The sequence below is a fragment of the Nocardioides currus genome (assembly GCF_003057875.1).
Classification (GTDB): Bacteria; Actinomycetota; Actinomycetes; order Propionibacteriales; family Nocardioidaceae; genus Nocardioides; species Nocardioides currus.
Map to the genome: position 1 here is coordinate 602,925 of NZ_PYXZ01000001.1, position 23,522 is coordinate 626,446.

The 23,522-nt window shown below is 71.7% G+C and carries 25 protein-coding genes; 6 read left to right on the forward strand and 19 right to left on the reverse strand.

Annotated elements, in window-relative coordinates; all coding sequences use genetic code 11:
- The 7 genes from C7S10_RS02885 to hemL are packed head-to-tail and all read right to left on the reverse strand — an operon-like array spanning window position 1 to window position 6,085.
- Window positions 1–270, reverse strand: a complete 270-nt coding sequence (locus C7S10_RS02885) for a DUF4229 domain-containing protein (protein ID WP_108342872.1) — start codon at window positions 268–270, stop codon at window positions 1–3.
- Entirely contained in the window at window positions 267–1,208 is a 942-nt protein-coding gene (gene ccsB / locus C7S10_RS02890) for a c-type cytochrome biogenesis protein CcsB (protein ID WP_108342873.1), read from the reverse strand. Before ccsB ends, C7S10_RS02885 begins: the two co-directional genes overlap by 4 nt.
- Window positions 1,205–2,785 (reverse strand): cytochrome c biogenesis protein ResB, encoded by a 1,581-nt coding sequence (resB, locus tag C7S10_RS02895; protein ID WP_108342874.1) that lies wholly within the window; start codon window positions 2,783–2,785, stop codon window positions 1,205–1,207. Before resB ends, ccsB begins: the two co-directional genes overlap by 4 nt.
- A 7-nt stretch (window positions 2,786–2,792) precedes the next feature.
- Entirely contained in the window at window positions 2,793–3,548 is a 756-nt protein-coding gene (locus C7S10_RS02900) for a cytochrome c biogenesis CcdA family protein (RefSeq protein WP_108342875.1), read from the reverse strand.
- Entirely contained in the window at window positions 3,541–4,107 is a 567-nt protein-coding gene (locus C7S10_RS02905; RefSeq protein ID WP_108342876.1) for a TlpA family protein disulfide reductase, read from the reverse strand. The genes C7S10_RS02900 and C7S10_RS02905 overlap by 8 nt, the downstream gene beginning before the upstream one ends.
- Window positions 4,104–4,775 (reverse strand): histidine phosphatase family protein, encoded by a 672-nt coding sequence (locus C7S10_RS02910; protein WP_108342877.1) that lies wholly within the window; start codon window positions 4,773–4,775, stop codon window positions 4,104–4,106. Before C7S10_RS02910 ends, C7S10_RS02905 begins: the two co-directional genes overlap by 4 nt.
- Window positions 4,772–6,085 carry a glutamate-1-semialdehyde 2,1-aminomutase gene (hemL, locus tag C7S10_RS02915; RefSeq protein WP_108342878.1) on the reverse strand — a complete coding sequence of 438 codons (1,314 nt, stop codon included), beginning with the start codon at window positions 6,083–6,085 and terminating at the stop codon, window positions 4,772–4,774. The genes C7S10_RS02910 and hemL overlap by 4 nt, the downstream gene beginning before the upstream one ends.
- 186 nt (window positions 6,086–6,271) lie before the next feature.
- Here hemL and C7S10_RS02920 point away from each other — a divergent pair, with 186 nt between their 5' ends.
- Window positions 6,272–7,477, forward strand: a complete 1,206-nt coding sequence (locus tag C7S10_RS02920; protein ID WP_108342879.1) for a lytic transglycosylase domain-containing protein — start codon at window positions 6,272–6,274, stop codon at window positions 7,475–7,477.
- 141 nt (window positions 7,478–7,618) lie between these two features.
- Here C7S10_RS02920 and hemB read toward each other — a convergent pair whose 3' ends face one another.
- The 7 genes from hemB to C7S10_RS02955 all read right to left on the reverse strand — a co-directional run bounded on the left by hemB (window position 7,619) and on the right by C7S10_RS02955 (window position 15,504).
- Complete coding sequence (hemB, locus tag C7S10_RS02925; protein WP_243395164.1) at window positions 7,619–8,617, reverse strand: porphobilinogen synthase; 999 nt, start codon at window positions 8,615–8,617, stop codon at window positions 7,619–7,621.
- Between the two features lie 174 nt (window positions 8,618–8,791).
- Window positions 8,792–10,438 carry a bifunctional uroporphyrinogen-III C-methyltransferase/uroporphyrinogen-III synthase gene (locus C7S10_RS02930; protein ID WP_108342880.1) on the reverse strand — a complete coding sequence of 549 codons (1,647 nt, stop codon included), beginning with the start codon at window positions 10,436–10,438 and terminating at the stop codon, window positions 8,792–8,794.
- Window positions 10,435–11,391 (reverse strand): hydroxymethylbilane synthase, encoded by a 957-nt coding sequence (hemC, locus tag C7S10_RS02935; RefSeq protein WP_243395165.1) that lies wholly within the window; start codon window positions 11,389–11,391, stop codon window positions 10,435–10,437. The genes C7S10_RS02930 and hemC overlap by 4 nt, the downstream gene beginning before the upstream one ends.
- A gap of 65 nt (window positions 11,392–11,456) precedes the next feature.
- The gene (locus C7S10_RS02940) at window positions 11,457–12,755 is read right to left on the reverse strand and encodes a glutamyl-tRNA reductase (protein WP_108342881.1); all 1,299 of its coding nucleotides are present in this window, start codon (window positions 12,753–12,755) and stop codon (window positions 11,457–11,459) included.
- On the reverse strand, window positions 12,752–13,441 hold the full coding sequence (locus tag C7S10_RS02945) for a redox-sensing transcriptional repressor Rex (protein ID WP_108342882.1): 690 nt from the start codon (window positions 13,439–13,441) through the stop codon (window positions 12,752–12,754). The genes C7S10_RS02940 and C7S10_RS02945 overlap by 4 nt, the downstream gene beginning before the upstream one ends.
- Before the next feature lie 154 nt (window positions 13,442–13,595).
- Window positions 13,596–13,838, reverse strand: a complete 243-nt coding sequence (locus tag C7S10_RS02950) for a glutaredoxin family protein (RefSeq protein WP_108342883.1) — start codon at window positions 13,836–13,838, stop codon at window positions 13,596–13,598.
- Window positions 13,839–13,899: 61 nt separating this feature from the next.
- On the reverse strand, window positions 13,900–15,504 hold the full coding sequence (locus tag C7S10_RS02955) for a class I adenylate-forming enzyme family protein (RefSeq protein WP_108342884.1): 1,605 nt from the start codon (window positions 15,502–15,504) through the stop codon (window positions 13,900–13,902).
- 61 nt (window positions 15,505–15,565) lie between these two features.
- On the opposite strand from C7S10_RS02955, the gene C7S10_RS02960 reads away from it, so the two are divergent.
- The 3 genes from C7S10_RS02960 to C7S10_RS02970 all read left to right on the forward strand — a co-directional run bounded on the left by C7S10_RS02960 (window position 15,566) and on the right by C7S10_RS02970 (window position 18,591).
- Window positions 15,566–16,447 (forward strand): HAD family hydrolase, encoded by an 882-nt coding sequence (locus C7S10_RS02960; RefSeq protein WP_243395166.1) that lies wholly within the window; start codon window positions 15,566–15,568, stop codon window positions 16,445–16,447.
- Window positions 16,448–16,520: 73 nt separating this feature from the next.
- Window positions 16,521–17,288 carry a sigma-70 family RNA polymerase sigma factor gene (locus tag C7S10_RS02965; protein WP_108342886.1) on the forward strand — a complete coding sequence of 256 codons (768 nt, stop codon included), beginning with the start codon at window positions 16,521–16,523 and terminating at the stop codon, window positions 17,286–17,288.
- A gap of 85 nt (window positions 17,289–17,373) precedes the next feature.
- Window positions 17,374–18,591: a DUF5667 domain-containing protein gene (locus C7S10_RS02970; RefSeq protein WP_108342887.1), complete on the forward strand. Its 1,218-nt coding sequence runs from the start codon at window positions 17,374–17,376 to the stop codon at window positions 18,589–18,591.
- 22 nt (window positions 18,592–18,613) lie between these two features.
- Here C7S10_RS02970 and C7S10_RS02975 read toward each other — a convergent pair whose 3' ends face one another.
- The 5 genes from C7S10_RS02975 to C7S10_RS02995 all read right to left on the reverse strand — a co-directional run bounded on the left by C7S10_RS02975 (window position 18,614) and on the right by C7S10_RS02995 (window position 22,544).
- Entirely contained in the window at window positions 18,614–19,816 is a 1,203-nt protein-coding gene (locus tag C7S10_RS02975) for a lysophospholipid acyltransferase family protein (protein WP_243395167.1), read from the reverse strand.
- Entirely contained in the window at window positions 19,809–20,783 is a 975-nt protein-coding gene (locus C7S10_RS02980) for an NAD-dependent epimerase/dehydratase family protein (protein WP_108342888.1), read from the reverse strand. Before C7S10_RS02980 ends, C7S10_RS02975 begins: the two co-directional genes overlap by 8 nt.
- An 11-nt stretch (window positions 20,784–20,794) precedes the next feature.
- Entirely contained in the window at window positions 20,795–20,896 is a 102-nt protein-coding gene (locus C7S10_RS02985) for a 30S ribosomal protein bS22 (RefSeq protein WP_008356322.1), read from the reverse strand.
- Between the two features lie 108 nt (window positions 20,897–21,004).
- A complete protein-coding gene (locus tag C7S10_RS02990) occupies window positions 21,005–21,211 on the reverse strand; it encodes a helix-turn-helix domain-containing protein (RefSeq protein WP_108342889.1) in 207 nt (68 codons plus the stop codon).
- A 151-nt stretch (window positions 21,212–21,362) separates the two neighbouring features.
- Window positions 21,363–22,544: an acetoin utilization protein AcuC gene (locus C7S10_RS02995; RefSeq protein ID WP_108342890.1), complete on the reverse strand. Its 1,182-nt coding sequence runs from the start codon at window positions 22,542–22,544 to the stop codon at window positions 21,363–21,365.
- Between the two features lie 92 nt (window positions 22,545–22,636).
- On the opposite strand from C7S10_RS02995, the gene C7S10_RS03000 reads away from it, so the two are divergent.
- Both C7S10_RS03000 and C7S10_RS03005 read left to right on the forward strand, forming a co-directional pair.
- The gene (locus tag C7S10_RS03000; protein ID WP_133176415.1) at window positions 22,637–23,068 is read left to right on the forward strand and encodes a hypothetical protein; all 432 of its coding nucleotides are present in this window, start codon (window positions 22,637–22,639) and stop codon (window positions 23,066–23,068) included.
- A gap of 36 nt (window positions 23,069–23,104) precedes the next feature.
- Window positions 23,105–23,521, forward strand: a complete 417-nt coding sequence (locus C7S10_RS03005) for a hypothetical protein (protein WP_108342892.1) — start codon at window positions 23,105–23,107, stop codon at window positions 23,519–23,521.
- Window position 23,522 lies beyond the last annotated feature (1 nt).

Genomic DNA, 23,522 nt, shown 5'->3' on the forward strand with positions numbered 1-23,522 from the left:
TCAGCTGTCGTCCGTGTCCTCGCGCGCGTTGCGCTGCTCGAAGGCCGAGGCGGCCCGCGAGGCGCGCTCCTCGACCTTGCGCGCGAACGCATCGCGCTGCCGGTTGAGCAGGAAGTAGGACAGCACGCCGGAGACGGCGAAGGCGATCACGACCGGCCAGATCGCGGAGACCCGGCCGTCGGTGAACAGCGACCAGATGAGCATCACGGTGATCAGGCTGGCGACGAAGAGCAGGATGCGCAGCCCCGTGTAGACGGCGAATTCCTTCACAGTGGTGCCTCCGATGGTGCGGGGTCGATCCGGACGACGGCCGGCGTCACCGGCGCGGCGTACGAGTGCTGGCTGGACGAGCTGAAGAAGTTGATGCCGATGAAGTTGAACCACAGGGTCGCCAGTCCGACCAGCGCCACGATCGCCGCGTTGCGGCCCTTCCACCCGGCGGTGGCACGGGCGTGGAGGTACGCCGCGTAGACCACCCACGTGATGAACGCCCACACCTCCTTGGGGTCCCAGTTCCAGTAGGACGACCACGCCTGGTGCGCCCAGATCGGCCCGGTGATGAGCACCGCGAAGGTCCACACCGGGAAGCCGAAGGCGTGCATGCGGTAGGAGATCCGGTCGAGGGAGGCCAGCTCGGGCACCCGGGCGAGGTAGCCGCGGTCGGCCTTCGAGCGCTCCTTGAGGAGGTAGAGCACCGAGCAGATCCCGCCGAGCGTGAAGGCACCGGTGGCGATCACGGCCGAGACCACGTGGATGACGAGCCAGTAGGAGTAGAGCGCCTCGGTGAGCGGCGCGACGGGCTCGTAGAGCCAGACCACCGCGAGCATCAGCAGGGAGAGGACCAGGGCGACGACGAGCGGGCCCATCCACTCCAGGGCGAAGCGGCGCAGGAACAGCAGGTAGAGCAGCGCGACGAAGAACGTGCCGGCGAGCGTGAACTCGTACATGTTGCCCCACGGCACCCGGTTGGGGTCGGCGGCCATCCCGCGACCGAGCAGCGCCACGGCGTGGATGCCGACGGCGATCACGGTCAGGAGGACGCCGAGGCGCCCGGCCATCGCCGTACGACCCGTCGTCACCGTCTCGTCCGCGGCCAGCCTGCGCAGGCCCGCCCACTGGACGAGGTGCGCGAGCAGGGCCAGGAAGTAGACGACCCCGCAGGCGGCGACCGCCTGGTTGCTCAGCGCCTCCCACGATGCGTTGCTCACGTGGCGTCCTCTCCGGTCTTCTGCATGGTCTCCATGATCCCTGCGAGCTCGAGCTCGCCGCGCTCCGGGTCGCCGCCGTTGCTGCGGTCCAGTGCTCCGATGTCGACGACCGTCTCGCCCGACTCCGAGCGCCGCGTGCGCACCCACACCCGGCGGGGCCGGATGAACAGCGACCCGAGCAGCCCGACCAGCGCCATCACGACGCCGGCCAGTGCGACCAGCTTGCCGGGGGTGCGGCTGATCTGGATCTTGTTCCAGCGCTCGATGCCGTCGAAGCTCACCGAGCCGAGGCCGTCGGGCAGGTCGATCTCGTCGCCCGGGCGCATGTCGAGCCGGAAGGGCTGGCCGTTGGCCTTGAGCACCGGGGTGGCGTCGGTCTTGTCGAGGACGTAGACCGAGTCGCCGGTGCCGAGGTCGCCGGTGTAGACCAGCATCGAGAGCAGCGGGTTGACGAGATCGCCGAAGCTCGAGCGGGGCAGCCCGTCGCCGAGCGCGAAGGTCGGGTAGAACTCCCCCTCCAGGCCGATCTGCTTCGGCTTGGCGAAGCGCGCCGGGACGACACCGAACGACTGGAAGGTCTGGTCGGTGGGCAGGAAGATCGTCGGTCCGCTGTAGGTCACGTCGCCCTTGCCGTCCTTGACGGTGATGACCGGCGCATAGCCGTGCCCGATCAGGAAGATGTCGGTGCTGCCGATGGTCAGCGGGTGGTTGACGCGCAGGTCGTAGGTCTTGGTCTCGGAGTCCGGCGACTCCTGGTAGTCGAGGGTGCTGACGAACTTGCGCGCCATGCCGGCCCGCGGCCCCTCGGTCAGCCAGTCGACCTCGAAGTCCTTGACCGTGAACGAGAAGGGCTCGAGGTCCTCCCCCTTGAACAGGCTGCCGGGCACGAAGTCGTCGTACTGCGTGAGGTCGTTGGAGAAGCCGCTGCCCACCACGACGATGACGCCGCCCTTGTAGCCGAACATCCCGCCGAGGGCGAAGCCGACCAGCACCACCAGCACCGAGAGGTGGAAGACCAGGTTGCCCGCCTCGCGCAGGTAGCCCTTCTCGGCCGAGACCGAGTCCTCCCCGACGACCACGCGGTAGCGACGGCGCTTCAGCTCGGCCGCGGCCCGGGTCACCACGTCGCCGGGGTCGTCGGTCGTGGTGTACGCCGCGTGCTCGGGCAGCCTCGCGAGGTTGCGCGGCGCCGCCGGGGGCCTGGAGCGCAGCGCCCGCCAGTAGACGAGCGTGCGCGGGACGATGCAGCCGACGAGGGAGATCATCAGCAGGATGTAGATCGCCGAGAACCACGGGGAGTCGTAGACCGAGAACAGGTCGAGCTTCTCGTAGACCGGCGTCAGCTTGGGGTGGGCGTCCCGCCAGCGCGAGGCGCCGATGGAGTCGACGTCCTCCTGCGGCACGATCGAGCCCGGGATGGCGGCCAGCGCCAGGAGGAGCAGGAGCACCAGCGCCGTACGCATCGAGGTGACCTGGCGCCAGGTCCAGCGCGCGAGCTCGCGGGCGTTCATGTCGGTGGGCATCGGGGTGGCCTGCCGGTCGCGGCCGCCGGTGTCCTTCGTCTGCTGCTGGGTCATGGTGTGCTCACACCGCCACCTCGAAGCCGTTGACCAGCCGGACCTGGATCCACTGGACCGCCCAGTCCCAGGCCCCGGTGACGAGGAGGACACCGACCAGCACGAGCATCGCTCCCCCGATGCGGGTGACCCACTGCTGGTGGCGGCGGACGACCGCGAAGGCGGAGAGGGCGCGGCGGTAGGCCAGCGCGGCGACCACGAAGGGAAGCCCGAGCCCGAACGCGTAGACGGCCGAGAGCACCGCGCCGCGGGCCGCCGTGGCCTCCTGGGCCGAGAGGCTGAAGATGACGCCGAGCGTGGGCCCGACGCACGGGGTCCAGCCGAGGCCGAACATGAAGCCGAGGAACGGCGCCGCGGCGAGGCCGACGGCCGGGACCCGGTGGAAGCGCACCTCGCGCTGGAGCAGCGGGACCAGCCCGATGAAGGCCAGCCCCATCAGGATCACGAAGACGCCGAGCACGACGTTGAGCTGCTCGACGTGCTCGGCCAGCCAGAAGCCGAACCGGCCGGTGATCGCGCCGAGGCAGACGAAGACGGTGGCGAATCCGAGGACGAAGAGCAGCGACCCGGCGAGCATCCGGCCGCGACCGTGCCGTCCCTCGGCGAGGTCGGCCCCGGAGATGCCGGTGGCGTAGGAGAGGTAGCCCGGCAGTATCGGGATGACGCACGGCGAGAAGAACGAGACGAGACCGGCGACCAGCGCGACGGGGACGGCCAGCACGAGGGAGCCCGACGCCGCGGTCTCCCGGAAGAGGTCACCCACCGGACTCACCGTCGACGTCCTCGACGAGGTCGACGAGGGTGCCCGCCGAGGGCAGCGAGCCGAAGATCGCGGCGGCGATGCGACCCTCCTTGTCGAGGACGAACGTCGTGGGCGGTGAGCGCACGCGCATCACCTCGGAGAAGGCCAGCAGCCGCTTGCTGTCGGGGTCGTAGATCGAGGGGTACGGCACGTCGAACGAGCGGACGAACGCGCTGGCCGTGTCGGGCGAGCTGTCGCGGATGTTGATGCCGACGAAGTTCGCGACGCCGGAGGTCTTCTCGGCCGCCTCGTTGAGGTCGGGCTGCTCGTCGCTGCACGGGCCGCACCAGGCGCCCCAGACGTTGACCACGACGACGCGACCACGGAGGTCGGCCAGCGAGATCTCCGTGCCGTCGAGCCCGTCGCCACTGACGTCGATGGGCTGCTCGCGGTCGGCGACCGGCACCTGCGTGACGGACCCGTCCTGCGAGATGTAGCCCTTGTCGCCCGTCCCCTCGAGCGACGAGCAGCCCGTCACGAGGAGGACGAGCAGGCCCAGCAGGACGGGCAGGCGCCTCACGGCCGGTCTTCCGGCGTGGCCCCACCGGCGGAGAAGGGGGCCGAGCGGTCCGCCACCGGGATCATGTCGCCGGCAGGCTCGGAGTAGGCGACCTGCCGCAGCTTGTCGTCCTCGAAGTGCAGCGACGTGACCGAGCACAGCGTGCACTGACGGGTCTTCGGGTGGTGCAGGTAGGACCGCTTCTCCACGAACAGGCGCGTCGTCCAGATCGGCAGCTGGTGCGAGACGATCACGGCCTCGTGGCCGCGGGCCGCGTCGCGCGCGTCGTGCACCGCCGCCATCATCCGGGCCGCGATCTCGTCGTACGGCTCGCCCCACGACGGCTTCAGCGGGTTGTAGAGGTGGCGCAGCAGGCCCGGGTGCTTGAGGAACGTCCTCGCGCCGCCGCCGAAGTTGATGCCCTCGAACTGGTTGGCCGACTCGATCACCCGCGGGTCGAGGACCGGGGTCAGGCCGCGGGCGGCGGCGAGGGGCGCGCCCGTCTCCTGCGCACGCTCGAGCGGCGACGTACGGAGGTGGACGATGTCGCGGTCGCCGAGCGACTCGCCGATGCGGGCCGCCATCCGGTGGCCGAGCTCGGAGAGGTGGAAGCCGTCGCGGCGGCCGTAGAGCACGCCCTCCGGGTTGTGGACCTCGCCGTGGCGGAGCAGGTGGACGATCGTCTTCATGCGCTGGCCTTCGCTGCGGCCTGCGCCGCGATCGGGAGTGCGTCGAGGACGGTGGCGACCGCCCTCTCGTCGTGGGCCGCGGAGACGAACCACGACTCGAACGCCGACGGCGGGAGGTAGACCCCCGCGTCCAGCATGGCGTGGAAGAACGCGGCGAAGGCGGCGGTGTCCTGGGTGGACGCGCCCGCGAAGTCGCTGACCGCCCCGTCACGGAAGAACACCGAGAACATCGTCCCGGCGCGTTGTACGGCGTGGGGCACACCGGCCGCGGTGAGGGCGTCGACCACGGCGCCGATGATCGTGTCGGCGGTCGCCGACAGGGCGGCGTACACCTCGGGCGTCGCCAGCCTGAGCGTGGCGAGACCGGCGGTCGTGGCGATCGGGTTCCCCGACAGGGTGCCGGCCTGGTAGACCGGGCCCTCAGGCGCGAGGCGGCCCATCACGTCGGCGCGGCCGCCGAACGCCGCGGCGGGGAAGCCACCGCCCATCACCTTGCCGAAGGTCATCAGGTCGGGGGTCCAGCCCTCGACAGCGCCATCGAGGCCCCAGCCGCCCTCGCGGGTGGCCCGGAAGCCGGTCATCACCTCGTCGCTGATGAACAGCGCGCCGTGGTCGCGGCAGGTCTGGGCCAGGAACCCGTTGAAGCCGGGCTCGGGGGGTACGACGCCCATGTTGCCCGGTGTCGCCTCGGTGATCAGGCAGGCGATCCGGTCGCCGTGCTCGGCGAACGCCGCGGTGACCGCGGCCCGGTCGTTGTAGGGCAGCACGATCGTCTCGCCGGCCGCGCTGGCGGGGACGCCCGGCGTGCCGGGAACGGCGAGGGTCGCCAGGCCGGAGCCGGCGCTGGCGAGGAGGGCGTCCACGTGGCCGTGGTAGCAGCCGGCGAACTTGATCACGACGTCGCGGCCGGTGAAGCCGCGGGCGAGGCGGATCGCCGACATCGTGGCCTCGGTGCCGCTGGAGACGAAACGCACCTTCTCGACCGGGGTGCGCGCGACGATCTCCTCGGCCAGGAGGACCTCGGGCTCGGTCGGGGTGCCGTAGGACGTGCCACGGGCGACTGCCTCGTTGATGGCCTCGAGGACCTCCGGGTGCGCGTGGCCGAGCAGCATCGGGCCCCACGAGCAGATCAGGTCGACGTACTCGTGGCCGTCGACGTCGGTGAGCCAGGCGCCCCGCGCGCTCCGGATGAACCGTGGGGTCCCGCCCACGGCGGAGAACGCCCGGACCGGTGAGTTGACCCCACCGGGAGTCACGCTCTGCGCCCGCTCGAAGAGCGCGCCGGATCGGGGGGTGGCACGTCCAGTCACCCGGTCATTGTCGCGTAGGACCCAAGCAGGCGGCGATTCGGCCACCGCCCCACGTCCCCAGGGGTGGGGAGGATCACCACGTCCCTACCCATGCGTAACTCCCTGTGACACCATTCGTTGAGAGCCTTGTGCACGCTTGAGGGAGCGCGCGCACGATTCCGAGCACCACCCAGGGGAGATCCGCAGATGCCAGCTTTCACCCGATTGCACCGGGCCACGGCCATCGTGCCGCTCGCCGTGCTGTCCGCGGCCTGGACCGCGAGCCTGACCGGTGTCGGCCTCGGCAACGCGGTCGCCGGCGACGTCGTCACGACGCTGCCCGACGGGACGACCGTCCCGTCCCAGGCGATCGAGGCCCCCGCGAGCGTCTCCGCCCCGGCCGCCGAGGCTCCCGACGCGGCCCTCGGCGACACCGAGGCGATCATCTCCACCGCGTCCACCAGCGGCATCCCGTCGGCGGCCCTCACGGCCTACCAGCGGGCCGAGGCGGTCATCAACGCCGCCGACAAGACCTGCCAGATCCCGTGGCAGCTGATCGCGGCCATCGGTCGCGTCGAGTCCGACCACGGCCGCTTCCGCGGCAACGCGCTGGACGCCGACGGCGTGGCCCAGCCGGGGATCTACGGCGTCGCCCTCAACGGCAAGAACAACACCCAGAACATCGTCGACACCGACGCCGGGCAGCTCGACTCCGACACGAAGTTCGACCGCGCCGTCGGGCCGATGCAGTTCATCCCCTCGACGTGGTCGGTCGTGGGCGTCGACGGCGACAACGACGGCAAGCGCAACCCGCAGGACATCGACGACGCCGCGCTCGCCACGGCCGTCTACCTCTGCTCCGGCGACGACGACCTGTCCACCGACCAGGGCCAGCGCGCCAGCGTCTACCGCTACAACCACTCCAACGACTACGTCGACCTGGTCCTGTCGATCATGCAGGCCTACCTCGACGGCGACTTCACCTCGGTGCCCAACGGCACGACGTCGGCCGGCGTCTTCCTGCCGAGCACGCCGGGCACCACCACGGCGCCCGCTCGCGCCGGCAAGGGCGCGAAGGGCGGCAAGGCCGTCGTCCGCGGCAGCACGAGCACCCCGACCGCCACCGCGACCTCGAAGCCGACGCCCACCAGCACCTCGACGCCGAAGCCCACCCCGACCCCGACGGCGAAGCCGACGCCCACCGCGACCCCGACCAAGCAGCCCACCAAGCAGCCCACGCTCCCGCTGCCCACGTCGCTGCCGCCGCTGCCGACCACGTCCGTCCCGCCGGTCGACCAGGTCCTGACCATCGCCGAGGCGACGGTTGAATGCACCTTGGAGGGGATCGTCGACAACCCGCTGACGGCGATCGACGAACTGCGGGCCTGTGCAGAAGCGAAGTTGAAGCCGTAGCCCGCCCAGTCGGCGCAAACCCACCGCCGAGTCGGCGCGAGATCAGTGCTGGGCTGAGTTCACGCCGACTCGGCACTCAGTTCACGCCGACTCGGCACTCAACTCACGCCGACTCGGCACTCAGTTCACGCCGACTCGCGGTCAGCGGGCGAGCAGGCGCGCGGCGTCGACCGCCCAGTAGGTGAGGATGACGTCGGCCCCGGCCCGCCGGATCGACGTCAGGGTCTCGAGCACGGCCGCGTCGCGATCGATCCAGCCGTGGGCGGCGGCGGCCTCGACCATGGAGTACTCTCCCGAGATGTTGTACGCCGCCACGGGCACGTCCACCGCGTCGCGCACGCGCGCGACGACGTCGAGGTAGGCCAGCGCCGGCTTCACCATCACGATGTCGGCACCCTGCTCGACGTCCAGCAGCACCTCGCGCACGCCCTCGCGCACGTTGCCGGGGTCCTGCTGGTAGGTCTTGCGGTCGCCGTCGAGCGAGGAGTCGACGGCCTCGCGGAAGGGGCCGAAGAAGGCGGAGGCGTACTTCGCGGAGTAGGCCAGGATCGAGACCCCGGAGTGCTCACCGGCGTCGAGCGCCTGGCGGATCACCGCGACCTGGCCGTCCATCATCCCGCTCGGACCGACCATGTCGACGCCGGCCTCGGCCTGCGCGATCGCCATCTCGGCGTACGCCGCGAGCGTCTTGTCGTTGTCGACCTCGCCGTCGGGCGTGAGGAGGCCGCAGTGGCCATGGTCGGTGAACTCGTCGAGGCACAGGTCGGACATGACGGTGAGCTGGTCGCCGACCTCGGCGACCACGTCGTTGATCGCGAGGTTGAGGATCCCGGTCGGGTCGATCGCGCCGCTGCCGGTCGCGTCCTTGGTCGCGGGGATGCCGAAGAGCATCACGCCGCCGAGGCCGAGCTCGGCCGCCTCGAGCGCCGCCGCCTTCAGCGAGTCGCGGGTGTGCTGGACGACGCCCGGCATCGAGCCGATCGGCACCGGCTCGGTGGCGCCCTCGCGGACGAACACCGGCAGCACCAGCTGGCTGGCGCGCACCTGCGTCTCGCCGACCAGGCGTCGCAGCGCGGGGGTGCGCCGCAGTCGTCGCGGCCGGATGACCGGCCTGGAGATCTCGGTCTGCTCGTCGGTCACGACGTCCCTCCGGTCACTTCGTCAGCGGTGAGTGAGCCACATTCTCTGGATCGCGAACGTGGCTGGGACACCGCCCTCGGACGGGTCGCGCCACACTCGCCGGGCGGCGGCGCGTCAGCCACGTTCCCGCGAGCGAGAAGGTGGCTGGCTCACCGCCGGCCCGTGGTGTCGAACCTACTTCGCGCGCGCCTTGCGACGGGTCGCGGGCTTGCGCTCGCTCGGCTTGGTGACCGGCTCGCCGGCCTCGAGCAGCGCCGCGCGGCGGACGGCACCGAAGTCGGCGAGGGCGTCCACGAGGACCTCCACGTCGGGCTTCGGCGACAGCACGTCGACGCGCAGGCCGTGCTCCTCGGCGGTCTTGGCCGTGGCGGGGCCGATGACCGCGATGATCGTCGAGGGGTGCGGCTTGCCGGCGATCCCGACGAGGTTGCGCACGGTCGAGGACGAGGTGAACACGACGGCGTCGAACTTGCCGGTCTTGATCGCGTCGCGGGTCTCGGCCGGCGGCGGGGTGGCGCGCACGGTGCGGTAGGCCGTGACGTCGTCGCACTCCCAGCCCAAGTCGATCAGGCCCGCCACGAGGTTCTCGGTGGCGATGTCGGCGCGAGGCAGGAACACCCGGTTGATCGGGTCGAGGACGTCGTCGTACGGCGGCCAGTCGGCCAGCAGGCCGGCAGCGGACTGCTCCCCGGTGGGCACCAGGTCGGCGCGCAGGCCCCAGGCGGCGATCGCCTCGGCGGTCTTGTCGCCGACCGCCGCGATCTTCAGGCCCGAGAAGGCACGGGCGTCGAGGCCGTACTCCTCGAACTTCTCGCGGACCGCCTTGACCGCGTTGACCGAGGTGAACGCGATCCACTCGTAGCGGCCCTCGACGAGGCCGCGCACGGCCTTGTCCATCTGCAGCGGGTTGCGGGGCGGCTCGACCGAGATCGTCGGGACCTCCTCCGGCACCGCGCCGTACTCCCGGACGCGGCGCGACAGCGAGCCGGCCTGCTCCTTGGTGCGCGGCACCAGCACGCGCCAGCCGAAGAGCGGCTTGGTCTCGAACCACGACAGCGTCTCGCGCAGGTCGACGACCTTGCCGATGACCGTGATGGCGGGCGGCGCCATGCGCGCGGCGCGGGCGTCGGCGGCGATGTCGGCGAGCGTGGAGGTGATGGTGGTCTGCTCGGTGGTGGTGCCGACGCTCGTCATCGCGACCGACGTCTCGGCGGGGCGACCGGCGGCGACCAGCGCGGCGGCGGTCTCACCGATCGAGCCGACGCCCGAGAGGAGGACGAGGGTGCGGTCGTCGGCGTACTGGCTCCAGTCGACCTTCTGCCCGCAGGTCACGACGGCGACCTCGCGGTTGTCCTTGGTGGTCAGCGGGATGCCGGCGTAGGCGGGGACCGCGGAGACGGACGAGACGCCGGGCACGATGTCGAAGCCGACACCGGCCTTGACGCAGGCCTGCGCCTCCTCCGGACCCGAGGCGTAGAGGAACGGGTCGCCGGTCATCAGGCGCACGACGCGGTGCTTCTTGCCGTGCTTGACCACGACCTTGCCGCGGGCGGCGTGGGTCAGCGGCTGGCCGTCCTCGCCGAAGCCGCCGTCGACGAGCAGCGGGCCGTCCTCGGTGACGTCGACCAGGGCACGCACCAGGGCGACGTGCTCGGGCGCCTCGGTGACGATCACGTCGGCGTCGCGCAGCAGCTCGACCGCCCTGAGTGTCATCAGGCCCGGGTCTCCCGGACCACTGCCGACGAAGGAGACCCACCCGCGCGGCGCGGCCGCGGCGGCCTTGGTGGTGTCCGTGGACTGGGCGCTCTGTGCTCGCGTCATGACTGCTTCCTCACTGCTGCTTCCATCCCTGTGTTTCCCATCAGGCTTGCTGCGCCGTCGGCGAGCATCTCGCTCGCGAGGCGGTGGCCGGTCCCGGCCGCGTCGGCGACGGCCCCGGTGGCGCTCATCCGGACCGAGAGCCCGCCGTCGGGCGAGAGCGCGACCGCGCGGATCCACAGCTCGTCGCCGTCCTCGCCCTCGACGACCTCCGCGAGGGCGCCGAGCGGTGCCGAGCAGCCGGCCTCGAGCGTGGAGAGGACCTCCCGCTCGGCGGTGACCGCGGCGCGCGTGGTGTGGTCGTCGAGCCGGGCCAGGTCGGCGACCAGCTCGGTGTCGGTGCTGCGGCACTCGATCGCCAGCGCGCCCTGGCCGGGGGCCGGGAGCATCTGGAGCGGGTCGAGGACCTCGGTGGCCTCGTCGGCGCGACCGAGGCGGAGCAGACCGGCGCGAGCGAGCACGACGGCGTCGTACTCGCCGCTCGTCACCTTGCGGATGCGGGTGTCGACGTTGCCGCGGATGCCGCTGATGTCGAGGCCGAGGCCGAGCGCCTCGAGCTGCGCGGCGCGGCGCGGCGAGCCGGTGCCGACGCGGCTGCCGACCGGCAGCTCGCCGAGGGTCAGGCCGTCGCGGGCGATCACGACGTCGCGGGGGTCCTCGCGCGGGGGTACGGCGACGAGCGCGACTCCCTCGGCCGGAGCCGTCGGCAGGTCCTTGAGCGAGTGGACGGCGACGTCGACCTCGCCGCGCAGCAGCGCCTCGCGCAGGGCGCTGACGAACACGCCCGTGCCGCCGAGCGTGGCGAGCGGCGCGGCGCTGACGTCTCCCTCGGTCGTGATCTCCACGAGCTCCACCTCACGCCCGAGGCGCGAGCGGATCAAATCGGCGACGTGCCCGGACTGGGTGGTGGCGAGCGCGGAGCGACGGGTGCCGAGGCGCAGTGGGGTGAGGTTCACGTCGGGGTCCCCGCGGCGTTGTTCGGGGGAGCGAAGCGGAGGAGAAGAAGGTCGTGGGGTGACGTTCACGTCCGACCCTCCTCGGGAACGCCGGCGCGGGTGACCGCGTCGACCGCCTCGGGGTCGAGGGCGAACAGCTCGGCCAGGGCCGCGGCGTAGGACACGGCGCCCGTCTCGTTGGCCAGTGCCTTCACGCGCACGGTGGGCTCGTGCAGGAGCTTGTCGGCGACGCGGCGCACGGTGTGCAGCACCTCGGCGCGGACGGCGTCGTCGAGGTCGGGCAGGCGGGCACCGAGGCGCTCCATCTCGGCGTCGACGACCGACGTGGCCATCGAGCGGAGGGCGACGACGGTGGGGGTCACGCTGGCCTGGCGACGGGCGGAGAGGAAGGCGGTGATCTCCTCGGCGACGATGAGCCGCACGCCCTCGACCTCGCGGCCCGCGTCGGTCTCGCGCAGGTCCTCGGCGAGCGAGGCCAGGCCGACGAGGCTCACACCGGGGAGCTCGGCGACGGCCGGGTCGACGTCGTGCGGGAGGGCCAGGTCGATGATCGCGAGGGGCGACTCGTTGCCCGCGCGAGCCGTCGCGAGGGCCTCACGGGTGACGAGCACACCGGTCGCCCCGGTGCACGACACCACGATGTCGGCCTCGGCCAGCGCCTCGGTCAGGTGCGCGAGGGGCAGCGAGCGGGCGGCGTACTCCCGGGCGAGCCGGTCGGCGCTGTCGCTGCTGCGGTTGACCACCGCGATGTCGGAGGCGCCCATCCGGAAGACGGTCGCGACGGCCAGCGAGGCCATCGCTCCGGCGCCGACGACGACCACGCGCCGACCGGCGACGGAGCCCGGGATCCGCTCGAGGGCGGCGCTGACCAGGGACGGCGCGGCACGATCGATCTCGGTCTCGGCGTGCGATCTCTTGCCGACGCGCAGCGCCTGCTGGAACAGCACGTTGAGGGCGGGACCGACCGAGCCGATCTCCTGCCCGAGCCGGAGCGCCTCGCGGGTCTGGCCGAGGATCTGGCCCTCGCCGACGACCATCGAGTCGAGGCCGGACGCGACGTTGAAGAGGTGGGAGACGGCACCGTCGTCGTAGTGGACGTAGAGATGCGGGACCAGCGCCTCGGTCGACTCGCCGGCGCGGTCGACGAGGAGTCGCGAGACCTCCTCGACGCTGCCGTGGAATCGGTCGACGTCGGCGTAGATCTCGAGGCGGTTGCAGGTGGCGATCACGGTCGCCTCGCCGACGTGCTCGCTGCCCATCAGGTCGTCGACGAGCTTGGTCACGCCGTTGGCGTCCAGGGCCAGGCGCTCGAGCAGCGCCACGGGGGCTGACTTGTGGGACACGCCCACGACGAGGACACTCACGCGCTGTCCTCCTCGACGCTGCCCGCCAGGCCCGCGGCCGCCTTGCGCTGCACGTGGTAGGCGAGGATCTGCAGCTCGATCGACAGGTCGACCTTGCGGACGTCGACCCCGTCGGGGACCCCCAGCACGGTCGGTGCGAAGTTGAGGATGCTGGTGATGCCGGCCTCGACCATCCGGTCGGCGACGTCCTGCGCGGCCACGGCCGGGGTGGCGATGACGCCGATGGCGACGCTGTGCTCGACCACGATCCCCTCGAGCTCGTCGAAGGGCCGGACGTCGACGCCGGCGACGACCTCGTCGTGCATGCCGGGGTCGGCGTCGAGCAGTGCCACGACGCGGAAGCCGCGGCTGCGGAAGCCGGAGTAGTTGGCGAGGGCGTGGCCGAGGTTTCCGATGCCGACGATGACGACCGGCCAGTCCTGGGTCACCCCGATCTCGCGGGCGATCTGGTAGCGGAGGTACTCGACGTCGTACCCGACCCCGCGTGTGCCGTAGCTGCCGAGGTAGGACAGGTCCTTGCGGAGTTTGGCGGAGTTGACGCCCGCGGCGGTCGCGAGCTCCTCGGAGGAGCAGGTCATGGTGCCCTGCTCGGCGAGGGTGATCAGGGCACGGAGGTAGACGGGTAGCCGGGCGACAGTTGCCTCGGGAATGTCCCGGGCGTGGTCGTTGGACGTCCGTGCACTCACTGCGTCTACTTTCCAGCCGACGCGATCCCGGGAGTGGGAATCCCGTGTGAGGTCGGGCCGGCGCGATCACTGTAGGAGTTTGTGAACGGGAGAACAAACTGAGCGCGGACGGCGGCTACCACATGTGAGATGACCCACCCGCAGCGGGGGTTGATCAGGTCCGGAGGGCCGCGCGCAGCCGGTCCGGGTCGACCCGCCAGAAGTCGTGCTGGCGCCCGTCGACGAAGGTCACGGGGACCTCCTCGGTGAAGCGCTCGGCCAGCACCGCGTCGGTGTCGATGTCGACCTCGGCGAAGGACTCCCCCAGCTCGGCGCACACGCCCTCGATCACCGCCCGCGCCTCCTCGCACAGGTGGCAGCCGGCGCGGCCGTAGAGGGTGACGCGCGGCTCGTTCACTCGGGGCCTCCGCGGAGTTGTTCGGAGGAGCGCAGCGGAGGAGAAGACCGTCGTGGGGTGATCATTCGAGAAGGCCCAGCGCCCGGCGCCGCTCGATGCCGCGCAGGCGACCCTTCTGCACCTTGCCGGTGACGGTGAACGGCAGCTCGTCGACGACCTCGATGCGGCTGGGCTGCTTGAACCGGGCCAGTCGGGCGGCCGTGTGCTCGCGCACGGCGTCGGCGAGCGCGTCGGCCGCACCCTGGGCGTCACTCCCGACGACGTAGGCCACGACGGCCTCGCCGGTCTGCTCGTCCGCGACCCCGATGACCGCCGCGTCGCGGACGCCCGGCACCTCGCGAATGACCTCCTCGACCTCGGAGGGATAGACGTTGAAGCCGCTCACGATCACCAGCTCCTTGAGCCGGTCGACGAGGAAGAGGTCGCCGCTGGCGTCGAGGAAGCCGACGTCGCCGGTGGACCACCAGCCCTCACGGGTGGGGCCGCCCGAGGAGTCGGGCCAGTAGCCGCTGAAGAGGTTGGCGCCGCGGACCTGGATCTCGCCCGGGTCCTCGCCGCTGACGACGTGGCCGGAGTCGTCGACGAGGCGCAGCTCGATGCCGGGCAGCGCCGCACCGACCGACCCGCTCTGGTGCCGCTCGCTGCACAACGTGCTGGTCACGACCGGCGCCGCCTCGGTCAGGCCGTAGCCCTGGTGGACGGGCACGCCGGTGATGGCCGTGAACTCGTCGACGACCTCGCCCGAGAGCGGGGCGGAGCCGGACAGCACGAGGCGGACCGGACCGAGCCGGTCGGCGAGGTCCTCGACCCCACGCCAGTGCGCGAAGACCGGCGGCGCCACCGGCAGCACGCTCACGGCCTCGTCCTCGATCAGGTCGAGCACGGTGTGCGGGTCCCACTGCTCGACCAGCAGCAGCTTGGCGCGGTGGCGCAGGATGCCGCCCAGCACGGCGTTGAGGCCGTAGACGTGGAAGAGCGGCAGCACCCCCAGCACGACGTCGTCACCGTGGATCATCGGCGGCTCCACCTCGGCGATCTGGGCGAGGTTGGCGAGCAGCGCCCGGTGGGTGAGCATCGCGGCGCGCGGCCGTCCGGAGGTGCCGCTCGTGTAGAGGAGTGCGGCCAGCTTCTCCGGGTCGGGCAGGAGCGGGACGGCGCGTCCCTGCGCGGCCAGCACGTCGGCGTACGCCACCTCGCCGGTCTCCGTCGGCCCGTCGACCACGACGATGCGCGGGCGTTGCGCGCGGCTGACGAGGTCGGCGTCGAGGTCGGTGGTCGCGCCGTCGAGGGCCGAGACGACCTGCGCGCAGGCGGAACGGACGGCGGCCACGCTGTGGGGGTCGGCCACGACCAGCCGGGTGCCGGAGTCGGCGATCATCCGGGCCAGCTCGTCGGCGGTCGAGCGTGGATTGACGGGTACGGCGACGACCTGCGCCCGGAGGACGCCGAGGTAGCTCGTGACGAACTCGAGGCGGTTGCCGAGCACGATCATCATGCGGTGACCGGCCCGCACGCCGAGTCCGCCGAGGCCCGTCGCGAAGGACGACACCTCGCGCTCGAGCTCGCCCCACGTGCGGCCGCGCCCGTCGGACTCGACGACGGCCAGGCGATCCGGCGCCACCTCGGCGGCAGTCAGCACGAGGTCGGCCAGATCGGTCTGGAGCATGCGCCGATCCTTCCACACGTCCAGGCGGTGCGGGCGGGCTCGGACGTCTACGCTGACCGTCGTGACGCCGCCCGAGAAGCCTCGCCGACTCAACCTCCAGCAGCGCTCGACGCTCGCCGGGGAGGCCGCCGCGGCGGCCGCCGAGGTGGAGACGGCGCTCGTCATGCCGAGCGACGTGAGCGGGGCCGCCTTCTTCGACGTGGACAACACCGTCATGCAGGGCGCGAGCATCTTCCACCTGGCCCGCGGCCTGCACCGGCGCAAGTTCTTCACGACCCGCGAGATCCTCGGAGCCGCGTGGAAGCAGACCTACTTCCGCGTCGTCGGCGTGGAGGACCCCGAGCACGTGGCCGACGCCCGCAACTCGGCCCTGAGCTTCATCGCCGGGCACACCGTCGAGGAGCTCGAGGACATCGGCGAGGAGGTCTTCGACGAGGGCATGCAGCACCGCATCTGGCCGGGCACCCGCGCCCTCGCGCAGATGCACCTCGACCAGGGCCAGCGCGTGTGGCTGGTGACCGCGGCACCGATCGAGATCGCCTCGATCATCGCCCGCCGGCTCGGCCTGACGGGCGCGATGGGCACCGTCGCCGAGCACGTGGACGGCGTCTACACCGGCCGCCTCGTCGGCGACCTCCTGCACGGCCCGGCCAAGGCCGAGGCGATCAAGGCGCTCGCCGTACGCGAGGGCCTCGACCTGAGCCGGTGCTCGGCCTACTCCGACTCCTTCAACGACCTGCCGATGCTCTCGATGGTGGGCGAGCCGATCGCGATCAATCCCGACGCCCGGCTGCGTGCGCACGCCCGGGCGCAGGGGTGGCGGATCCGCGACTACCGCACGGGCCGCAAGGCCGCCCGGGCCGGGCTCGTGGTGGCGGCCGCCGCCGGCGGGCTGAGCGGGGCGGTCGCGGCCGGCGCGGCGGTGCGGGCTCGCCGCCACTGACCGCAGTTCGGCGTTCGGTTCCCTTGCGCCACGCTCCCGCCTACCCTTGACGGCGGGAGGAAGCACGCACGTGATGGCAGGACGAGGGGACTGGTCGGCCGGGCTCGACGCGCTGAGGCGCGCGGTCGCCCTGGCCCTCTCGCCGAGCCCGCTCGTCGCCGGCGCGGTCCGCGACGGCCTGCTCCTCTCAGAGGCGGCCACCTCGCCCAGCCCGCCCGGCCCGCGCGGGCCGATCGACTACGGCGACGCCGAGCAGGCGACGTCGTCGGAGGAGAACGAGGCGGAGCGCACCCGCCTGATCGCGCTCGTCGAGCTCGCCCGCGGCGGCGACAAGGAGGCCTTCGGCCAGCTCTACGACCACTACCAGCCCTCGGTCTACCGCTTCCTCTACTACCGCACCCGGTCGGCGTCGCTGGCCGAGGACCTCACCTCCGACACGTTCTTCCGTGCGCTGCGCAGCATGAACAACTTCCGCTGGCAGGGCCGCGACTTCGGTGCGTGGCTGATGACGATCGCCCGCAACCTCACCACCGACCACTTCAAGGCCGGACGCACCCGCCTCGAGCTGACCACCGAGGACATGAGCCTCCACGACGACGTCACCGAGGGCCCCGAGTCCGCCGTGCTCGCCGAGCTCACCAACGAGGTGCTCCTCGAGGCGCTCACCGAGCTGCCGCAGGAGCAGCGGGAGTGCCTGATCATGCGCTTCCTCCAGGGCATGAGCATCGCCGAGACCGCGGCCGCGCTCGACCGGTCCGACGGGGCGGTCAAGCAGCTCCAGCTGCGCGGGGTGCGCAACCTCGCCAAGCTGTTGCCGGACGGGCTGCGTGACCCGTCGTGAAGCCGACCATTCCGTGCGTAACTTCCGTCCCCACCGCGTCGTTTGGCTCGGTGGAGGGGCAGGACCTAGCGGCAGGACACCAGCGATGACAGGGCCTTTCTCGGCGCGACGACGCGCGGAGGAGTTCGACGCGGCACTGTCGCGACCCCTCACCGAGCAGGACGCGACACAGTTCGCCGACCTCCTCGCCGTGGTCCGCGACCTGCGCGCCGTCCCCGAACCCACCGCGCGCCCCGAGTTCGTCGGCGACCTGCGCGAGCGACTGATGGCCGAGGCCGACACGGCCCTCCTCCCCCAGTCCGCCCGGCCGTTGACGGCCGTGGAGCAACGCCTGGTGCTCCCGGTGCGTACGACGCCGCGCGACCGCCGCCTCGCCACGGTGCTCGGCGCCGCCGCACTGATCGGTGCGACGACCTCGGTCGCCGTGGCCGCCCAGACCGCCCTCCCCGGCGAGTCGCTCTACACGGTCAAGCGCGCGATCGAGGACGCGCGGACCGGCATCGCCCGTGACGACGCGGCGAAGGGTCGAGCCATGCTCGCCAACGCCCGGGACCGGCTCGGCGAGGTGCGTGCGCTCGCCGACCGCGGCGACCCGGCCAGCCTCGGGGTGCTCGGGTCGACCCTCGACGCGTTCACCGAGCAGGCCGCGGACGCGTCCGACGTGCTGCTGGCGTCGTACGCCGAGACCGGCGACGAGGCGGTCGTGAGCGAGCTGCGCACCTTCACCGCGACGAGCATGGACGAGCTGTCGGCGCTCGAGTCGACGCTGCCCGCGTCGGAGCGCGAGGACCTCGTCACGGCCGGCCGCCGGCTGGCCGACATCGACCTGCAGACCAGCCAGGCCTGCCCTGCCTGCACGGGCGACGTCACCTCCATCCCGCACAACCTGCTGTCCGCGGAGAAGCTCACCGGTGGGGTGACGACGGTGATCGTGGCCGCCAGCCAGGACCCCGGGCTGCTGAAGCCCGTCAAGGTCGTCAAGCCCGACCCGGTCACCCCCGACCCGGTCTCCGGGCAGGACACCGACGGCGTCGAGGTCCCCGACCTCGAGGTGCCCGACCCCACCACGGCCGCCCCCACGCCCACGCCCACGCCGACCGGCAAGCCGACCTCGCCGGTGAAGGTCGACGTGAAGAAGCCGGTCAACGACGCCACCAAGCTGCTGACGGGCGACCTGACGACCGTCGTCGACGGCGTGCCCGTCGTCGACGACGTCCTGACCGGCGTCGGCACCACCCTCGACGGGACGGTCGACGGGGTGCAGGGCACCCTCGACGGCGTGACCGGCTCGCTGCTCCCCTGAGCAGCACCTGACCGCGGCCTGACTAGCGGAAGACGCCCTGCCGCTGGCGCAGCAGGCTGAACAGCGTCTGCTGGATCGTCTCGCGCACCTGGTCGGTGACGTTGAAGACCAGCATCGGGTCGTCGGCCTCGGCCGCGCTGTAGGCGTCGGTGCGGATCGGCTCGCCGAACTCGAGCAGCCACTTCGACGGCAGCGGCACCAGGCCGAGCGGTCCGAGCAGCGGGAAGAACGGCGTGATCGGGAGGTAGGGCACCCCGAAGAGCCGCGCCAGGGAGGGGATGTTGCCGACGAGCGGGTAGATCTCCTCGGCCCCGACGACCGACAGCGGCACGATCGGCACACCGGTGCGCAGGGCCGCCGAGACGAAGCCGCCCCGGCCGAAGCGCTGGAGGCGGTAACGCTCGCTGAACGGCTTGCCGATCCCCTTGAAGCCCTCCGGCCACACGCCGACCAGCTCGCCGCCCGACAGCATCCGCTCGGCGTCCTCGGTGCACGCGAGCGTCGCTCCGCCCTTGCGGGCCAGGGTGCTGACGACCGGCATCCGGAACACCAGGTCGGCGCCCAGCGGACGAAGGAAGCGCCCGGTCTCGTCGTGGACCGACAACATGGTCATCAGCCCGTCGACCGGCACCGTGCCGGAGTGGTTGGACACCACGAGGGCCCCGCCGGTGGTCGGGATGTTCTCGACCCCGCGCACCTCGACGCGGAACCACTTCTCGGCGATCGGTCGCAGCGCAGCCATGAAGAAGCGCTCGGTGACCTCGCTGTCGAAGCCGTACTCGTCGACGACGTACTCCCCCGCCAGCCGGCGGCGCACGAACGCCATCATCTCGGCCAGCCGGCGCTCCCACTGCTCGCCGAAGACCTCGACGGCGGCCGTCTGGAACGCCGAGAGCCAGTCGCCGACCGGCACGCCCGCGAGCGGGTGGCGTCCCTCGGTCGTGGCGGCCTCGCGGCCGGGCGTCGAGGGGGGTACGGCGCTGGGCTGCTCCTCCGGCGGCGCGGTGGCGGGCTCCACGGCGGCCGGCTTCGGGGCGACCGGCTTCGCCGCAGCGGGCTTCGGGGCGGTCTTCTGGGCGGTCGGCTTCGACCGGGCCTTCGGCTTCGAGGTGGCGGCCAGACCGCGGGCCGCGGACGAGGGCCGGTCGCGGCCCGTCCCGCGTCCCGGGCGGCCGCTGGTGCCGATCGGGATCACCTGGGCGTCGTTGCGCTCGGCATCAGGCACGGGCCACCTCCCGGGGGGCCACGCCGAGGGAGACGCCGAAGTCGGCGAACGCCCCCTCGGTGGTGAAGCGCGGCTCGAACCCGAGCGTCTCGCGCATGCGGGTGGTGTCGACGCCGCGGCCGAAGGTGAGGAAGCTGCGCTGCTCGGGCGAGAAGTCGGCCACTCGGGCCTGACGCAGCGCGGAGCCGAGGCGGCCGACGGCGAAGCCGGGCAGCGAGACGGTCGGTTTGCCGAGTCGGCGGATCGCCTGCGACAGCATCAGCATGCCGTCACCGGCCACGTTGAAGGTGCCGTCGACGTCGGTGGCCATGGCGTGTCGGAGGACGTCGAGGAGGTCGTCCTCGTGGAGGAACTGCAGGCGCGGGTCGAAGCCGAGGACCTTCGGGATGACCGGCAGCCGGAAGTAGCTGGTGATCGGGCTGACGACGTGCGGGCCGATGACGTTGGCGGCGCGGATCGTGGTGACCTTGACGTCCGGGCGCCGGCGGGCGAAGCCGCGCACGTAGCCCTCGACCTCGAAGACGTCCTTGGCGTAGCCCGCGCTCGGCAGCCGCTTGGGCCCCATGTCCTCGGTGAACATCGCGGGGTCGCGCGAGCTGGCGCCGTACATCGTGGTCGTCGACTTCACGACCAGGCGTTGCACCGTGGGCGACTTCTGGCACGCAGCGAGGAGCTGCATGGTGCCCATGACGTTGAGCTCCTTCATCGTGTTGCGACCGCCGGCCGAGCCGGGGGTCGCGATGACGCTCATGTGGACGACGGTGTCGACGTCCTCCTTGGCGAGCACCTTCGCGATGACGGGGCTGCGGATGTCGGCGCGCACGAAGGAGACGCCGCCGATGTCACCGCGGGGCGGGACGACATCGACGCCGATGACGCGATCATTGGACGGGTCGGCGGCAGCCGCACGCGCGAAACGGCGCGCGATGTCCCGGGAGATCCCGGTGACCAGCACGACCCGTCCCATGGGCGCAGGTGTTACTTGCCGAGCTTGCGACGCTGGACGCGCGTCTTCTTCAGCAGCTTGCGGTGCTTCTTCTTGGCCATGCGCTTGCGCCGCTTCTTGATGACAGAACCCACGGGAAACCTTTCACGAACCTGTGCGGGCAGGTGCCCGCACGATCCGCACAGCCTACTGGCCCGTGCTGATCAGCGAGAATCGGTGTCCGTCGAGCTCGCGCGGCGGCGTCAGCCGGCGTTGTAGAAGCTCTTGCGCAGGTACTCGTTGACGTCGTCCTCGGTCACCCGGAACGAGCGGCCGACGCGCACCGCCGGCAGCTCGGCGTTGTGGACGAGGCGGTAGACGGTCATCTTCGAGACACGCATCTTGGACGCCACTTCGGCGATCGTCAGGAAGACGACGTCGGACATGTCTCCGGGGGTCTTGGAAGCCATCGGTGCACCAAACCTTTCGCGCAACGGCACCGGCTTCCCCACCGGTGTCACAAGTTCGTTGGCGCTCTATCGGGACAATAGGGCCAATGTGACCCGTGGGGAAGGGTGTTACTAGAGAAACTTGTGGGACGTCCGGCGTGTCGGTTTGCTTTCACGGGTACGGGTCGAGGCCGTGCAGCGGGAAGATCTCCGTGCGCGTGGCCATGATGGCCCGGTCGAGCCAGGTCTCGGGGTCGTAGCCGTCGGCCCAGTCTCGGTAGCCCGCGCTGCGTCCGTCGGTGAGCCGGTGCGGCGGCGTACGCCCCAGCGCCTCCTCGACGTAGGCCCGCCACGCGGGGGGCGTCTCGGTGGCCGGGTCGAGCGGTGCGCCGGCCACGATCGCCAGCAGGTGCGTCCAGGCGCGGGGCACGACCTCGACGAGTGCGTAGCCCCCACCGCCGGTCACCACCCATTTGCCGTCGCAGACCTCGTGCGCCAGCTCGTGCAGGGCGAGGTAGGCCGCGCGCTGGCCGTCGACGCTCAGCATGAGGTGGGCGAGCGGGTCCTCCATGTGCGAGTCGCAGCCGTGCTGGGTGACCAGCACCTGCGGCTCGAAGGCGCGCACCAGCGGCGGCACGACCGCGTGGAACGCCCGCAGCCACCCGCCGTCGGCCGTGCCGGGCGGGAGCGCGACGTTGACCGCGGTCCCCTCCGCGCCGGCGCCGCCGTGGTCCTGCGGGAAGCCGGTGCCGGGGAAGAGCATCTGCCCGGTCTCGTGCAGGGAGATCGTGAGGACCCGTGGGTCGTCGTAGAAGATCTTCTCCACGCCGTCCCCGTGGTGGACGTCCACGTCGACGTAGGCGATGCGCTCGACCCCGTTGTCGAGCAGGTGCTGGATCCCGACCGCGATGTCGTTGTAGATGCAGAAACCGCTCGACCGGTCGGCCATCGCGTGGTGCAGGCCGCCGACGATGCTGGCGCTGTGCAGCGAGTCGCCGCTGAGCACCTGGCGGCAGGCCTCGACGGTCGCCCCGACGACGTGGGCGGCCGCCGCGTGCATGTCGCGGAAGACCGGGTTGTCGTCGCTGCCGAGCCCGTGCTCGGGGTCCTCGCCACCCTCCTGGCCCATGCGGGTGACGGCCGCGATCAGCCCGTCGGTGTGGACACTGGCGATCAGCTCGTTGGCGGCGACCGGGGCGGGCACGACCTCGAGCCCGTCGAGCACGCCGAGCTCGCGCGCCAGGCGCATCGTGAGGTCCACGCGGATCGGCGACATCGGGTGCGCGGGCCCGAAGTTGTACTCCGTGAGCGATGAGTCGAAGACGACCGACGCCGGCCCGGAGCAGTCCACCATGCCCCGAACCTATCGCCCGGCGCGTGGCGGCCCTCACACCGTTCGACGCACACCCGGGTTTGAACACGTTCAAAATGCGCTATAGTGCTGACATGGCTGGAATTGAACGCGTTCAACACGCGGCGTGGACCGCGCCGTGCCGTCCGCAACCGCTGTGGGTTCCGGTCGGGGCCCTGACGGGTGTCGGCACCGGGGCCGTCGCGGGCGCAGTGCTGCTCGCGGTGTGGTGGCGCAGCGATCCGACGCACGCGGCAGAGATCGGCCTCTGGTACGGCGGGATCGTCGGCGGGGTCATCGGACTCGTGGCCGGGGTGGTGCTGACGTTCGCCGCCGGCAGCCACCTCGCCCGTCCGGTGGCACGCGATCGCGCCTTCGCCGTCGCGACCCTCGTCACCGCCCTGCCCGCGGTCCTCCTGTCGCTGCCGTTCATGGTCCATCCCTTCCCCTTCTTCTCGCTCGTGCTCGCGACCCTGGTCAGCGTCCTCGCTGGAGGGATCGCACGCGGGCTCGCTCGCGCCCTCTGACCGTTCCGCCCACCCACCACCACAACAGGAGTTCCCATGGACTGGACCGCCGCTTCCTACCTCACCTACCTCGCCGTGACCGTGCCGCTGACGATCTGGGTCGCCAGCACCCTCTCCAGCAACGGCCGGGTGTTCCTCGAGGACGTCTTCGACGACAACGCCGCGCTCGCCGACGCGATCAACAAGCTGCTCGTCGTCGGCTTCTACCTGCTCAACGTCGGCTTCGTGCTGCTCTACCTGCGCACCGGCGAGCTCGTCGTCGACCTGCCGAGCCTGATGGAGGTCGTCAGCCTCAAGGTCGGCGTCGTGATGGTGGTCCTCGGACTGATCCACTTCACCAACGTCTACGTCTTCAACTCGATCCGCCGTCGGGTGCGGATGGAGAGCCTGCGCACCCCGCCGCTGCCGCCGCAGCAGTTCGTCGGACCGGCGCAGCCCGCCTACCCGCGGTGAC

Bases quoted from the DNA above. Each gene is read 5' to 3' on its own strand.
- resB (WP_108342874.1), bottom strand. From the start codon at position 2,785: ATGACCCAGCAGCAGACGAAGGACACCGGCGGCCGCGACCGGCAGGCC.
- C7S10_RS02910 (WP_108342877.1), bottom strand. From the start codon at position 4,775: ATGAAGACGATCGTCCACCTGCTCCGCCACGGCGAGGTCCACAACCCG.
- C7S10_RS02920 (WP_108342879.1), top strand. From the start codon at position 6,272: ATGCCAGCTTTCACCCGATTGCACCGGGCCACGGCCATCGTGCCGCTC.
- C7S10_RS02930 (WP_108342880.1), bottom strand. From the start codon at position 10,438: ATGACGCGAGCACAGAGCGCCCAGTCCACGGACACCACCAAGGCCGCC.
- C7S10_RS02955 (WP_108342884.1), bottom strand. From the start codon at position 15,504: ATGCTCCAGACCGATCTGGCCGACCTCGTGCTGACTGCCGCCGAGGTG.
- C7S10_RS02965 (WP_108342886.1), top strand. From the start codon at position 16,521: ATGGCAGGACGAGGGGACTGGTCGGCCGGGCTCGACGCGCTGAGGCGC.
- C7S10_RS02970 (WP_108342887.1), top strand. From the start codon at position 17,374: ATGACAGGGCCTTTCTCGGCGCGACGACGCGCGGAGGAGTTCGACGCG.
- C7S10_RS02980 (WP_108342888.1), bottom strand. From the start codon at position 20,783: ATGGGACGGGTCGTGCTGGTCACCGGGATCTCCCGGGACATCGCGCGC.
- C7S10_RS02990 (WP_108342889.1), bottom strand. From the start codon at position 21,211: ATGGCTTCCAAGACCCCCGGAGACATGTCCGACGTCGTCTTCCTGACG.
- C7S10_RS02995 (WP_108342890.1), bottom strand. From the start codon at position 22,544: ATGGTGGACTGCTCCGGGCCGGCGTCGGTCGTCTTCGACTCATCGCTC.
- C7S10_RS03000 (WP_133176415.1), top strand. From the start codon at position 22,637: ATGGCTGGAATTGAACGCGTTCAACACGCGGCGTGGACCGCGCCGTGC.
- C7S10_RS03005 (WP_108342892.1), top strand. From the start codon at position 23,105: ATGGACTGGACCGCCGCTTCCTACCTCACCTACCTCGCCGTGACCGTG.